The following is a 13682-nucleotide window of genomic DNA, read 5'->3' on the forward strand; positions in this document are numbered from 1 at the left end:
TATTTCTTACAATCTGCCAAAAAAATAAGTATTTTCAAAGGAAAGAAGGTTAATCCCCCGTATGACGCTTTTTTTGATCACATGCTCAATGATTAACGATGTTTACGATAAATGAAAAGTGTGTATAATAAACTGTGTAAGCGGTAACTTAATTATCCTTTTTACTTTAAGGAGGGCACTATAATGAAAAAGTTAGACTTTGAAAGCCTTAAGCACAACCCTGAGTACAAGGTTCTTCAGGTCCTCGATACTGATGGTAAGGTTGTTGATAAGGACTTAATGCCAGATCTTACCGATAAAGAATTGGTAGAATTATTTAAGGCCATGATTTGGTCCCGACTTGTTGGTGACCAAACTGCTAAACTTAGCCGGCAGGGTCGATTAGGTTTCTTTGCCCCAACCGCGGGGGAAGAAGCTAGTCAGATGGCTTCCAATTTTGCAATGGATAAGGGTGACTTCCTCTTAGGGGCTTACCGTGACATCCCACAATTGGTTAAGCACGGTCTTTCATTAGCAAAAGGTTTCATGTGGTCCAAGGGTCACTACAACGCTAATGACTACCCAGAAGAATTAAACGCACTGCCACCACAAATTATCATTGGTGCTCAGTACGCACAAACTGCTGGGGTTGCCTTAGGAATTAAATTGAACGGCAAGAAGAACGTTGCCTATACCTACACGGGTGATGGTGGTACTTCGCAAGGGGACTTCTACGAAGGGATTAACTTCGCCGGGGCTTTCCACGCACCAGCCGTCTTCATCGTTCAAAACAATGGTTATGCAATTTCCGTCCCACGTAAGCTACAAACAGCAGCGCCAACCCTGGCTCAAAAGGGTGTTGCTGCTGGGATTCCTTCAATGGTTGTTGATGGGATGGATGCCCTTGCAGTTTACGCTGCTGCTAAGCAAGCACGTGAATACGCTACAGAAGGCAATGGCCCAGTTCTGATCGAAACCTTAACTTACCGGTACGGACCACACACCCTTTCTGGTGACGACCCAACTCGTTACCGGACAAAGGAAGAAGAGGATGAATGGCACGCAAAGGACCCATTGGTTCGGATGCGGAAGTTCCTGACCGACAAGGGCCTTTGGGACGATGCCAAGGAAGAAGCCTACAACGCAGAAGTTGCTAAGGAAATTGATGACGCAATTAAGGAAGTTGAAAGCCAACCAGAACAAAAGGCGTCCGACTTACTGAAGTTCGAGTTTGTTGAGACTCCTGCTGCTATTCAACGTCAAATTGACGCATACGAAGAAAAGGAGGCCAAATAATCATGGCTAAGATTACGATGGTTCAGGCGGTCACGAACGCCCTCGACGAAGAATTAGCTCGTGACGATAAAGTTCTTGTCTTTGGTGAAGACGTTGGTAATAACGGTGGTGTCTTCCGTGCAACGGATGGTCTCCAAAAGAAGTATGGCGACAAGCGGGTTTTCGATACTCCATTAGCTGAATCAGGAATCATTGCCTTAGCAAACGGGCTTGCAACCCAAGGCTGGCGTCCAGTGCCAGAAATTCAATTCTCAGGCTTCATCTTTGAATGCTTTGATGAAATTGCTGGTCAAATGGCTCGTCAACGGTTCCGTCACGCTGGTTCCCGGACTTGCCCAGTTACCATTCGGGCACCATTTGGTGGTGGGGTTCACGCCATCGAATTACACTCAGACAACGTTGAAGGATTACTGGCCCAAGTTCCTGGTCTACGGGTAGTTGTTCCATCTGATCCATACGACGCAAAGGGGCTACTGATCTCCTCCGTTCGTTCTGACGATCCTGTCTTCTTCCTTGAACACATGCGGATTTACCGTTCCTTCCGTCAAGAAGTTCCGGATGAAGCATACACGGTTCCTTTGGATAAGGCTGAGGTTAAGCGTGAAGGCTCTGACGTTACCATCATTACCTACGGGTACATGGTACGGGAAAGTCTCAACGCCGCTGAAGACCTTGCTAAAGAAGGCATTAATGCTGAAGTCGTAGATCTTCGGACAATTGCTCCACTTGACGAAGAGACAATCTTAAATGAAGTTAAGAAGACTGGTCGGGTGGTTCTCGTTCAAGAAGCACAACGCTTAACGGGTGTGATGGCTTCCGTTGCTTCCTTGATTGCCGAAGACGCAATTCTTTCCTTGGATGCACCAATTGCTCGTGTTTCTGCACCGGACACTCCATACCCATGCAGTGACGCCGAAGGTGCTTGGCTTCCAAACAAGGACGATATCATCGCCGCTGTTAAGAAGACCGTTAATTTCTAGTGAGGTGGATCTGAAATGAGTAAATACCAATTCAAGTTACCAGAACTTGGTGAAGGGATGGTTGAAGGGACCATTGGTGAATGGCACGTTAAAGAAGGTGACCACATTGCCAAGGATGCGGACTTAGTCAACATTGAAAATGATAAGTCCTCAGAAGATCTCCCATCACCAGTTGAAGGTACGATTACAAAGATTTTAGTTCAAGAAGACGAAACTGCTGAACTTGGTGACCCGCTGGTTGAAATCGAGGTTGCTGATGGTGAAGGGAATGTCGACGAAAGTGCTGAAGAAGCACCAGCTGCTGAGGAAACTCCAGCTGAAGCGCCAGCCACACCAGCTGCACCGGCCGCCAAAGGTGCTGTCTCAGCTCAAGCAGACCACTCCGTTCCTGTATTAGCAATGCCGGCTGTTCGGAAGTATGCTCGTGAAAAGGGTGTTGATTTACACCAAGTTACGGGTACTGGTCGTCACGGTCAGGTTTTAAAGGCTGACGTGGATGCCTTCAATGGTGCTCCGGTTGCCATTGAAGCACCAGCTGCTCAAGAGACGCCAGCACCAGCAGCTACCGTTCCAGCTCCGGCCCCAGTTGCTGCTGAAGGTTGGCCAGAACACGCTGAAAAGATGAGCCAAATCCGTAAAGCCACCGCCAAGGCAATGACAACCGCCAAGGACCAGATTCCGATGATCACGGTCTTTGATGAGGTAGTTGTTGATAAGCTTTGGGACCACCGTAAGAAATTTAAGCAGCTTGCGGCTGATCGCGGAACGCACCTGACCTTCATGGCTTACATGACCAAGGCTCTTGCAGTTATCATGCGTGAATTCCCTGTCTTCAACTCGAAGGTTGACATGGAAAATAAGCAGATTAATTACCGTGACTACATCAATGTTGGGATCGCAACGGATACCGATAGTGGTCTCTTCGTCCCAAATGTTAAGCACGCCGACCGTCTGAGCCTATTTGGTATTGCTGATGCCATTAGTGAAAATACCGCTAAGGCTAAGGACGGCAAGCTCAGCGCTGCTGACATGAGTAACACCGGGATGACAATTACCAACATTGGTTCCATTGGTGGGGGCCACTTTACACCAATCGTTAACTGGCCAGAAGTTGCTATTATCGGAATGGGTAAGATTTCTCAAGAAGCAATCGTTGTGGATGACCACATCGAACCAGCTAAGGTTCTGAAGCTTTCCCTGACTGTTGACCACCGGGTGATCGACGGAGCAACCGCTCAACGGGCAATGAACCGGATGAAGGAACTTCTTGGTGACCCAGAATTACTGTTAATGGAGGGATAATTAGTCATGGTTGTTGGTGATTACGCAATTGATTTAGATACGATTGTTATCGGTTCTGGCCCTGGTGGGTATGTGGCCGCTGTTCACGCTGCTGAACTTGGCCAAAAGGTAACTGTTATTGAAAAGGAAGAGACTTTAGGTGGGGTTTGCTTAAACGTTGGGTGCATTCCTTCCAAGGCCTTAATCCAAGTTTCCGAAAACTACCGGACGTCCCTTGAAAATGAAGATGAAGGGATCTCCGCTTCGAACATTAAGTTAGACTGGGAAAAGGTTCAGGGGTTCCGCAAGAGTGTCGTTGACCGAATGACCAATGGGGTTGCTTACCTCTTTAAGAAAAATAAGATTGACGTAGTTCGTGGGTCTGCTTTCTTAAAGACTGACCATAGCTTGCGAGTGATTGACGGCGACAACGCCCAAACGTACACCTTTAAGCATCTGATCATCGCAACGGGTTCCCACCCAATTGAAATCCCAGGTTTCAAATTTGGTGGTCGGGTAATTGACTCAACCGGGGTGCTTGAATTAACTGATTTACCAAAGGAACTTGTTATCATTGGTGGGGGATACATTGGTAGTGAACTTGCCGGGGCATACGCTCGCTTTGGTACTCACGTTACGATTCTTGAAGGAACCGATTCAATCTTAAACGCCTATGAGAAGGATTTAGTTAAGATTACCGAAAAGAAGTTCAAATCCCTCGGCGTTACAGTCATTACTAAGGCTATGGCTAAAGAGGCCAAGGACAATGGGGATTCCGTCGAAGTTTCTTACGAGCAAGATGGCAAAGTTAACACTATCACAGCCGATTACGTAGCTGTTGCCGTTGGACGGAAGCCAAACACCCAAGAAATTGGCCTTGAACAAGTGGGGGTTGAAACCACTGAGCGCGGTCTAATCAAAGTTGATGCACAAGGACGGACAAACAAGGAAGACATCTTTGCGATCGGTGACATCGTTGCTGGAGCAGCTTTGGCGCATAAGGCATCCTACGAAGGAAAGGTTGCTGCCGAAGCCATTGCCGGGCAATCATCCGTCGTTGACTATCGTGCAATGCCGGCTGTCTGTTACGTTGATCCTGAAATTGCTACGACGGGGTTAACTGCTGCCCAAGCCAAGGAACAGGGGCTGGATGTTCAAACTGCTAAGTTCCCATTCTCTGCTAACGGGCGCGCCGTTTCTAAGAAGGCAACGGATGGCTTTGTCCGGCTTGTTTTCTTAAAGGATAGTGGTGTCTTGGTTGGGGCTCAAATCATTGGGGACAGTGCTTCTGATATGATTAGTGAGTTAACATTAGCCATTGAATCAGGAAGTACAGTGGAAGATATTGCCTTGACGATTCACCCACACCCATCCCTTTCTGAAGGAGTTATGGACGCGGCTGATGTTGCTTTGGGCTTCCCAACCAACATCTAATAATTGATATGTGAGGAAGTAGGATACGATGCAATACCTAGCGATGAAATCAAACGACATTCGTCGAAATTTAGCAACGGAACAGTACCTGATGAACAGTGATCAAATCACCCCCCCTTTTATGCTCTTCTACATTGAAGACTCTTGTATTATTGTTGGACGAAACCAAAATACCTTGGAAGAGATCAACCAAGAGTATTGTGAGAAACATGGGGTGACCATCACCCGTCGCCTGTCGGGTGGGGGAGCGATGTACCAAGACATGGGAAACATGTGCTTTTCTTTCATTGTTCCGGCTAATGAGATTCGTTTCGGCGACTTTAAGCAACTGGTAAAGCCCGTTGTGGATGCACTCCACGACATGGGCGCTACTGGTGCGATGGCGACCGGCCGTAACGACATTGTTATTGATGGTAAGAAATTTTCTGGAAACGCCATGTACACACGGGGAGGCAAAACCTTCTGTCATGGAACGTTGATGTATAATGTCAACACGGATGTGGTTGCTGATGCGTTGTCCGTTCCAAAGGACAAGATTGAATCAAAGGGGATTAAGTCGGTTCGCTCACGGGTGACTAATATCATGCCTTACCTAAAGCCAGAATTCCAAAACTTAACCACTCAGCAATTTCGCGATGAGCTAATTAAGCGGATTTGGAAGGTTAATAAGATTGAGGATGCCCAGATTAACGAATATAAGCTGACGTCAGAAGATAATCAAGCAATTGATGAAATTGAGGGACGTCTGTATAAGAATTGGGATTGGGTCTACGGAAAGTCCCCAGACTTCACAATTCAAAAGCGCCGGCACTTTGACTCCGGAACAATTGATGCGCGCTTCCTTGTTGAAGAGGGGAAGATCGTTAACCTAAAGATTTATGGTGACTTCTTTGGAACCGGTGACGTTCATGAAGTTGAAGAGGCGCTCCAAGGGGTAGCTTATACCCCGGCAACCATTAAAGGGGTGCTCCAAAAACTTGACTTAAATAGGTATTTTACCGGTGAAGATCCTAACCAAGTGATTGAACTACTTTCCAAGCAAGAATAAAATAAAGGGGGCCACCGAGATGGTCCCCTTTATTTATATTAGGAGGAACAGTTATGGAATGGCAAAGTGCGTACTACCAAGCACCTCACGACTTCCGTGCCAGCCCCTTTACCTACCCCCAGTTGAGCCAGGTGATTAAAATAACCCCTTTTATTGCCGGTTCACGGGTTCGATTATGCTTAACCAATCGCTTTGGTGTCCAACGGTTAACCTTTGAGCGAATTGCGATTTCAGATACTCCTACCTTTACGGAGTCAATTGAACTAGGGGCGCTCACCGTTCAACCAGGGCAAGAGGCTCAAACTAATGAAGCATCCCTGACGATTGTGGCGGGTCAGCCCGTTTATGTGCTGATGGTTGCTCAACAAGAGCAAACCTACTGTGATTACGCGTGTACCTACGAGGCAAGTTGGGTTAGTGCCGGAATTACGCGCCGAGCTGACAAGGTTCCACGCTTAAACGATCGTTGGCAAATTCGTAAGTCTTGGTTCTCGTTTGCTGGACTGGAGGTGTTAAGTGATCGAGCAGTTACAACGGTTAATTTGACGGGGGATTCGCTAGTTGAAACCGGGATGCTAGCGGCGGGGATGTTCGAGTTGAGTCAACGCGATTGCCCAGGGCAGATTACTTGGCGGATGACTGGAATCTCAGGAAACCGTCTTGTACTAGATGAGCCCCAAAACAAGCTTCCAGAAAGGACCTTTGGCCCGGCGTTGCTGAATCGATTGGCGGACGTGACTACCGAACCAGCATCGTTGACAGTGGCATTGATTGGGGGAAACGATCTTCTCTTACCCCTTGCCAATCCAGGTGGTGGACAGCCCGTTCCGGAGGTGGCAACCTTAATAAAGGCCTATCAAAGGCTAGCGGACTACTTTGCCAGAGAACGACAAATACTTTTGTTGCCAACCCTAGCTCCGTTACGCCTACCAGGTGATCCGGCAGCCTTTAAGCCTGGTGAAAAAGAGGTTAACCAAAAGCGCCTCATCCTTAATCAATGGTTGAGGGGGCAAGCGTGGATCATTGATACCGCTGATGCGATGACGGCTCCTGAGGTAGCCGTTTTAAACCCGGCCGATGACTTTGGTGACCATCTACACCTAAGTCCGGTGGGGGGGCGACACCTGGCTCGGCTGTTATGGCCACGAATTAAAGATGAACTAGGACTGAATTAATTAGGAAGTGAAGAATGGATATTCGTGTTTTAAAATATTTTATGAAGGTTGCTGAAACAAATAATATTACCCGGGCGGCGGAGCAACTTCACGTCACCCAGCCAACTTTGTCACGTCAGATTATGGATTTAGAAAAGGAACTAGGGGTGCAGCTTTTTGACCGGCAGCACCGTCAAATGAGCCTTAATCAGGCTGGGTTGCTCTTTCACCAGAAGGTAACCACCCTTTTGGCCTTGCTAGAACAGGCTGAAAATGAGCTTCATCAGCAAGAAAATGACCTGACGGGCATCATTAGCCTCGGAATTGTGGAAACCGGGGTGGGAAAGTACATGATGGACATGGTGGCTAAATTTAGGGAGGAGCATCCAGGGGTTCAATTTGCCCTGTTTGACGGTGATGGTGATAGTCTGTGTGAACGCCTTGATCAGGGACTAGCGGATATCGCTGTCCTGGTGGAGCCGGTAGAAGCGGCTAAGTATAATTACATTCGCCTGCCGGTTAAGGAGGAGTGGGGAATCATCATGCAAAAGGATGATCCGCTAGCTCAGCGAGACGTTTTGACCCGCGAGGATCTGTATAAGTTGCCTTTAATTATGGGGCGACGCGGGATCATGCGTGATTCAGTTAGTGATGTTTTGAAACTGGATCAAACTAAGCTACACATTCCGATCACTGTTAACCTTCCACTGGTTTCGCGTGATCTAATTGTCAATCATCATTATTATCACCTTGGGATTCGGGGGGTTTATGAAATGTACAAGGATCCAGAACTGGTCTTTGTTCCCTTTTCCCCTCGTAAGACAAGTGGACACATTCTAGCCTGGCGTAAAAATATCATTTTATCGCCAGCAGTTGAGAAGTTCCTTCAACAGCTTGGAATGTAAGAATTATAAATCTTAAAAAGCCTTCTCAGTTTACACGAGAAGGCTTTTTAAGATGGTCAAATAAGATTAGTGTTGTAACTTGCGAATCCCCGGTAGGGTTTGAGAAACGATGAAGCTAAGGATGTATAACCCCGCCAGGCAAGCCATTGTAACGGTTAGACTGTAGTGGTCCATTAAGATCCCAATCACGACTGAAGAGAAGCCCCCGATTGCCCGGCCGACGTTCATGATTATTGAGTTAGCCGTTGAACGAATTACCGTTGGGTAGAGACGAGAGATGGTAGCACCGTATCCTCCGAACATTCCATTGGAGAAGAAGCCAATCAGTGCTCCGGCTAAGATAAGGGCGGCTGCAGATTTGATAATGAGGATAATGAACATAACGCAGGCGCTCCCAATCAGGAAAATTCCAAAGGCGACCCGAGGTCCCATCCGGTCAAAGACATTACCGAAGACAACCATCCCCAGACTCATTCCCAAAATCGTTGCGATCATCCAGAGTGACGAACTAGAAACCGATAACCCTTGTTGCTTTTGAACGATTGAAGGAAGCCAGTTCATTAGGCCAAAGTAGCCGGCGATTTGTACAATCGTCATCACCATTAGGCCAAGAGTTTGAATGGTGAGGGCCGGGGTTGCAAAGAGGCGGGAGAGGGCGATTTTTTCATGGTTTGCCCGGGTCCTCTTTTGAGCGGTTAAGAAGCTGGTTGATTCTTGGACATGGCGTCGGATAAAGTAAGTTAGGACAACTGGCAGGATTCCCAGCAAGAAGAGGGCATTCCATCCAAAGCGTGGGATAATCAAGGCAGCCATCAAAGCGGCAAAAATGGCTCCTGTTTGTCCTCCGATTGCGGCTACAGATGACATTCGACCAATTTGATTTTCAGAAAAGTTTTCCGCAATTAAGGCGATCCCGACACCGTACTCACCGCCGGCTCCGATTCCGGCTAAGAAACGCAAAAGGTAAATCATCGGTAGGGAGTGGGCGAAAAACATGGCAGCCGTTGCAAAGGCAAAAATAAAGATCGTGTAAGAGAACGTCTTAACACGACCAATGCGATCACCGACAAGGCCGAAAACTGCACCACCTGCCAACATTCCAAGGTTGGTGATTGAACCGATCCATCCAGCAGCTGCGCTAGAAATGTGGAGAGTTGTGATAATCGGAGCGAGGGCAAAGGAAAGCATCATGATATCCATATTTTCAAGCGAAAAGCCCGCAGCTGTAGAAGCTAGCACCCACTTTTCGTTCGTGGTCATTTCACTTTGCCGGGTTATCCTTGTTTGTTCCATATTCAATTCCTCCAAAATGGGCGCTCACGGGCGTCCTTTATTTCGTATTGACAACATTATGCCACCAGCCAAGTGATTAAACAAGTTAAATTTAGAAAGAAAACGAAGTAAAGGAGGATCTGCTTTATAATTATTCGTCTTTTGGTTAATGGAAGTTAAAAAAAGTAAAAAGCCACCGCACTTCAGTGTGATGGCTTCTTCGCTTAGTATGGTTTTAATTGATAGTAGAATGGTTTTTTATTTAGCACCGTTGCTGGTTGGAACTGGGACCTTTCTCTGGTGCGGTGACTTAGCAGCTTTTGCCTTGGTTTTGATTTTGGTAACCCGGAACTCATTGACGTAGGCATTCTCCAGGTCAAGAGGGGTGAAGGAGAAATTCTCCACCCGAATTGGCTGGCCAACCTTTAGATCATATTGCTGTTCCAAGAAGAATCCTGTCAAAGTGGAGACTTGGGTTTGCTCAAATTGAGGAATGGTAACCTTAAAGTAGCGCATAAAATCATCAAGGGGCATTTTACCGGAAACCTTAAAGGTTGGGTTCCCCTGGGAATCTGGCTGAGTCTTTTCGATCATATCAGCCTGAACGTGATCGATTTCTTCGCCAATGGTCCCAAAGAGCTCTTCATAAATATCCTTATCGGTGACGATTCCGGAGGTTCCACCGTATTCGTCTTGAACAATAACCATCGGAACCTGCTTTTTAATCATCATCTGTAAGACATCGATAATCGGCTGGTTCTCATACGCGATCGGCATCCGCCGGACAATTGCCCGAATTGATTCTTCGGGATTGATCTGGTTTTGCCGCATGATATCGTAAGAGAAAATGTAACCCAGGATATGGTCCTTATCATGGTTGGCAACGACCGGGAAGCGAGTGTACTTCTTTTCGAAATAGAGGTGGGCGGCATCATCGATCGTTTCCGTTACGTCAATGACTGCTAATTGAGTTCGGTCGACCATGATGTCACCGGCCACCTTATCGTTCATCTTGAAGGCCCGTTCCATAAACATAACGTCGGCACGGTCTAGTTCCCCAGCCTTTTCAGACTCTTGGGAGAGGGAGACAATTTCGTTTTGAGTGTAGATGTCTTCATCGGGGTGGATGGAAAAGCCGAGTAGGCGAGTAATGGCCGCCGCTGAACGGTCAAAAATCCACACCAGTGGGAAGAAGATCACGTGGAAGAACATAATCGGGTGTACAATCGCCAGGAGAATGTTGACAGGTTTGTCGATGGCGATATTTTTTGGCACCAGATCGGTGAAAACAGCGTGCAGAAAAGTGAAGACCAAGATCCCAATCACTGAAGACAGATCGTGGGCCACAGCGTCTGGTAACAAGTGCCACTTAATGATTAAAGCGGTGATGTAACCTTCCCCGACCCACCCTAAGATCAGTGACGTTAAGGTGATCCCAACTTGGGCCGTCGAAAGATATTCCGTTAAGTGGTCAAGCATGTGTAAGGCGCTGGTGACCTTACGGGTTTGCTTCATTGTCCTCAGTTCGGTTGGTCGAACCTTAATTAAGGAATACTCGAGAAGGGTGAACAACGCTGCAAGTGCAAGAATGGCAACGATGATCACCAATATCGCGGGACTGGTACTTTCTGTTTCCATGAATAAAAAAATCATCCTTTCGGGTTTGTAAAGTCTAAGTACTATTATAGCAATTTACGACCTAAAAGAAAAAAGTTTCTCCCGAAGAAGAGAAACTTCCTTGACTATGCGGCGCCCTTTCCTGGTCGTTTGGCAAAGAAGAGAACTAGTAGGAGGTTAACCAGCAAGGTTAAACCTGTGACCGCAAAAATGGCTGGGTATGAGTATAGACCAGAAATCATGGATCCCATCATCGAACCCAAGACGGACCCCGCCGCCTGAAAACTCTGGTTGTATGAAAAGACGCGTCCAAATGCTTCTTGGGGAACGTCTAAGGTTAGAATTGTCTGTGCAGCTGGAAGTAAGGCGGCGTTGGCGAGACCTAATAGGAAGCGCCAAAAGGCAAGATGCCACGGCGACTTAGTGAAGATCATGGGGATGAATAAGATCGTGGCGACTAACAGTCCAGTTATTAAAACTTTAACGGGGCCAATTTTATCCATGGTATGCCCCACCTTAGAGGCAGCGACTAAATTACCGAGTCCAGGGGTAGCCGCCACAACTCCGGCTACAAAGGCAATGTTACCATGGTTATGCATTAATTCTTTAACGTACAGGGACACGATTGGGTCGATTGACATAACCGATGATTGAACGATCATCGTGGTAATGAACATGACAACAATCAGTTTAACGTTTGGGATCTGGTGCATTAGCTCGCTCATTGGCTTTAGCGCTTGTTTGGTAATTGGAGTGAAGTGTTCTTTGGTGATGAACCAAGTTGCAAAAAAGACCGCTAACATTAAGAACCCAGTGATGAAGAAGGGGATCCGGTAGCCAAACCAACCAGATAGGACCCCACCAAGAAGGGGACCAACCAGGTTACCGGTAACCCCAGCTGTCATCATTGCTGTCATCACCCATCCTGACTTGGAGTGAGGGGTCTCACCGGCCATGAGGGCGGTGGCATTGTTAATGTAGCCCGAAAAAGCACCCTGTAGGAAGCGTAGGATAATGATCATCCAAACGTTGGTTGAAAGGCCGGTTAAAAAGATTGTAACTGCCATTACTCCTGAAGCCCGCATGCACATTAACTTACGTCCCTTACGGTCGGCTAAGGATCCCCAGTAGGGGGAAACAATTGCCTGGGAAATAAAGGTCATTGCAAAAGCAAGTCCGGAATACAGGTTTAATTGAAAACGGGAGAAATTACCCAATTCGTTAATGAACAGGGAAATGAAGGGCATCGTCATTGAGTACCCCATTCCGGTAATGAAGCAACCGATCCAGAGGGTATAAAAGGTTTTGTGCCAGCCAGTTGGAAAATGTTCGTTAGCAAGGTTAGCATCCATGATACTTATTATTCATCTCCTTAAAGAAAAGAAAAACGGAGGCGTGGCATTGGCAGGCCAGGTAGCTCCAAAAGACAGGTAGCGTTAAAACGACGAGAAGGACGGTTACTGGTAGTGTTTCGATCCAGCCCCAACCATAAGGTATTCAGAGAAGAGCTTAAAGGCTGTCGTACTTACTGAATACCAATAAGAGACCGTGATAAAGTTATCACAGCGGGGGAATATGACGGCGAAATTATGGATTAGTGTCACATCCTCAAATGCTTCTTTATTCTAACACTTTTCTTAAGTAAGCCAACGGTGAATGTGGTATTCTATCCAAGAGAGTAAACAGGAAGGGTTGAGAATGTATGGTCGAAAAAATTGCCGTTTTCTCAGATGTTCACGGGACGGCGACCGGATTAAAAGCTGTCTATGAAGATGCTAAGCGGTTAGGAGCGACTGACTACTGGTTTGTTGGGGACCTACTGATGCCGGGACCAGGAGTCAATGAGGTATGGGAGCTGTTTTGTCAAATGAACCCCTCGTTAATTGTGCGGGGGAACTGGGATGACCTAGTCATTAACGGAATTGCGGGTAGAATCAAGCCCACTAAGCCTTCCCGTCTCTACTTTGGTCGCCTGGCTCAATATGTTGCCAGCCGGGTTAAGCCGGGGGTGGTTGAGGAAATGGCAAAGTGGCCCCTGCAACAAACCCGACAAGTCGGTAAATATACATTTACCGTTTGCCACAACCTGCCCAATTTAAACATGGGGCAGGCCCTTTTTCCAACAAAACCGGCCGAAAATTTTGATCAATTATTTTCTGGGCAGAGTGAGGCTAAGGTGGCACAAGTTGCCATTTATGCTCATGTTCACCACGAACTGATGCGTTATGCTACTGATGAACGCCTGGTCTTAAACCCTGGCTCGGTAGGCGAACCCTTTAACCGGCAGTGGTCCCTTCAAGAAGACACTCGAGCTCAGTACCTTCTTTTGGAACTGGATGATCAGGGAATTGCCGGCTTAAACTATCGTCACGTTGCCTACGACCATGGACGGGACTGGCAGATGGCACTTGATCATGACCTACCCTATCAAGAGCTTTTCTTGCGGCAGTTAAAAACTGGCCGGGTGGACACGCATAATCAAGAACTGGTGGCGGCGGTGAGTGAAAAGCATCACTACTTAAGTGAGTATGAAGATTTTATCCATAATTGGCGAGAATATCCTCATTCCTATAAGTGAGGGAGAAACTACCCTATGGTGTACCTAATTTTCATTGATATATTATGGGCTGGATACCCGTCACTTTAGTGATGGGAGGAAAGCCCCACTCAAGCACCTACGGTGGTTCTTTTTTTGACCTTTTCTCTTTCTTTTTGC

At 47.0% G+C, this 13682-nt stretch carries 11 protein-coding genes; 8 read left to right on the plus strand and 3 right to left on the minus strand.

Translation table 11 applies throughout. The features are described from left to right. The first annotated feature begins 183 nt into the window (after positions 1 to 183). Genes pdhA through AOQ57_RS07675 form a run of 7 tightly spaced genes read left to right on the plus strand, consistent with a single transcriptional unit; the run spans position 184 to position 8077 of the window. Positions 184 to 1275 carry a pyruvate dehydrogenase (acetyl-transferring) E1 component subunit alpha gene (gene pdhA, locus AOQ57_RS07645; protein ID WP_093626777.1) on the plus strand — a complete coding sequence of 364 codons (1092 nt, stop codon included), beginning with the start codon at positions 184 to 186 and terminating at the stop codon, positions 1273 to 1275. 2 nt (positions 1276 to 1277) lie between these two features. Then, positions 1278 to 2255 (plus strand): alpha-ketoacid dehydrogenase subunit beta, encoded by a 978-nt coding sequence (locus AOQ57_RS07650; protein ID WP_093626779.1) that lies wholly within the window; start codon positions 1278 to 1280, stop codon positions 2253 to 2255. Positions 2256 to 2270: 15 nt separating this feature from the next. Next, a complete protein-coding gene (locus AOQ57_RS07655) occupies positions 2271 to 3557 on the plus strand; it encodes a dihydrolipoamide acetyltransferase family protein (protein ID WP_093626781.1) in 1287 nt (428 codons plus the stop codon). Between the two features lie 6 nt (positions 3558 to 3563). Beyond that, positions 3564 to 4970, plus strand: coding sequence for a dihydrolipoyl dehydrogenase (gene lpdA, locus AOQ57_RS07660; RefSeq protein WP_093626783.1), 1407 nt, complete (start codon positions 3564 to 3566; stop codon positions 4968 to 4970). Between the two features lie 28 nt (positions 4971 to 4998). Then, entirely contained in the window at positions 4999 to 6018 is a 1020-nt protein-coding gene (gene lplA / locus AOQ57_RS07665; protein WP_093626785.1) for a lipoate--protein ligase, read from the plus strand. A 53-nt stretch (positions 6019 to 6071) separates the two neighbouring features. Next, positions 6072 to 7193, plus strand: a complete 1122-nt coding sequence (locus AOQ57_RS07670) for an SGNH/GDSL hydrolase family protein (RefSeq protein WP_093626787.1) — start codon at positions 6072 to 6074, stop codon at positions 7191 to 7193. 14 nt (positions 7194 to 7207) lie between these two features. Further along, complete coding sequence (locus AOQ57_RS07675) at positions 7208 to 8077, plus strand: LysR family transcriptional regulator (protein ID WP_093626789.1); 870 nt, start codon at positions 7208 to 7210, stop codon at positions 8075 to 8077. A gap of 66 nt (positions 8078 to 8143) precedes the next feature. On the opposite strand, the gene AOQ57_RS07680 is transcribed toward AOQ57_RS07675, so the two are convergent. From AOQ57_RS07680 to AOQ57_RS07690, 3 genes are all read right to left on the minus strand, one after another. Further along, positions 8144 to 9370, minus strand: a complete 1227-nt coding sequence (locus AOQ57_RS07680; RefSeq protein WP_093626791.1) for an MFS transporter — start codon at positions 9368 to 9370, stop codon at positions 8144 to 8146. 237 nt (positions 9371 to 9607) lie between these two features. Beyond that, positions 9608 to 10987, minus strand: a complete 1380-nt coding sequence (locus tag AOQ57_RS07685) for a hemolysin family protein (RefSeq protein WP_093626793.1) — start codon at positions 10985 to 10987, stop codon at positions 9608 to 9610. Between the two features lie 104 nt (positions 10988 to 11091). Then, the gene (locus AOQ57_RS07690) at positions 11092 to 12318 is read right to left on the minus strand and encodes an MFS transporter (RefSeq protein ID WP_093626795.1); all 1227 of its coding nucleotides are present in this window, start codon (positions 12316 to 12318) and stop codon (positions 11092 to 11094) included. Positions 12319 to 12668: 350 nt separating this feature from the next. Here AOQ57_RS07690 and AOQ57_RS07695 point away from each other — a divergent pair, with 350 nt between their 5' ends. Continuing rightward, a complete protein-coding gene (locus AOQ57_RS07695) occupies positions 12669 to 13544 on the plus strand; it encodes a metallophosphoesterase family protein (RefSeq protein WP_093626797.1) in 876 nt (291 codons plus the stop codon). Positions 13545 to 13682 lie beyond the last annotated feature (138 nt).

Origin of the sequence: Limosilactobacillus gorillae (assembly GCF_001293735.1) — a bacterium.
Classification (GTDB): Bacteria; Bacillota; Bacilli; order Lactobacillales; family Lactobacillaceae; genus Limosilactobacillus; species Limosilactobacillus gorillae.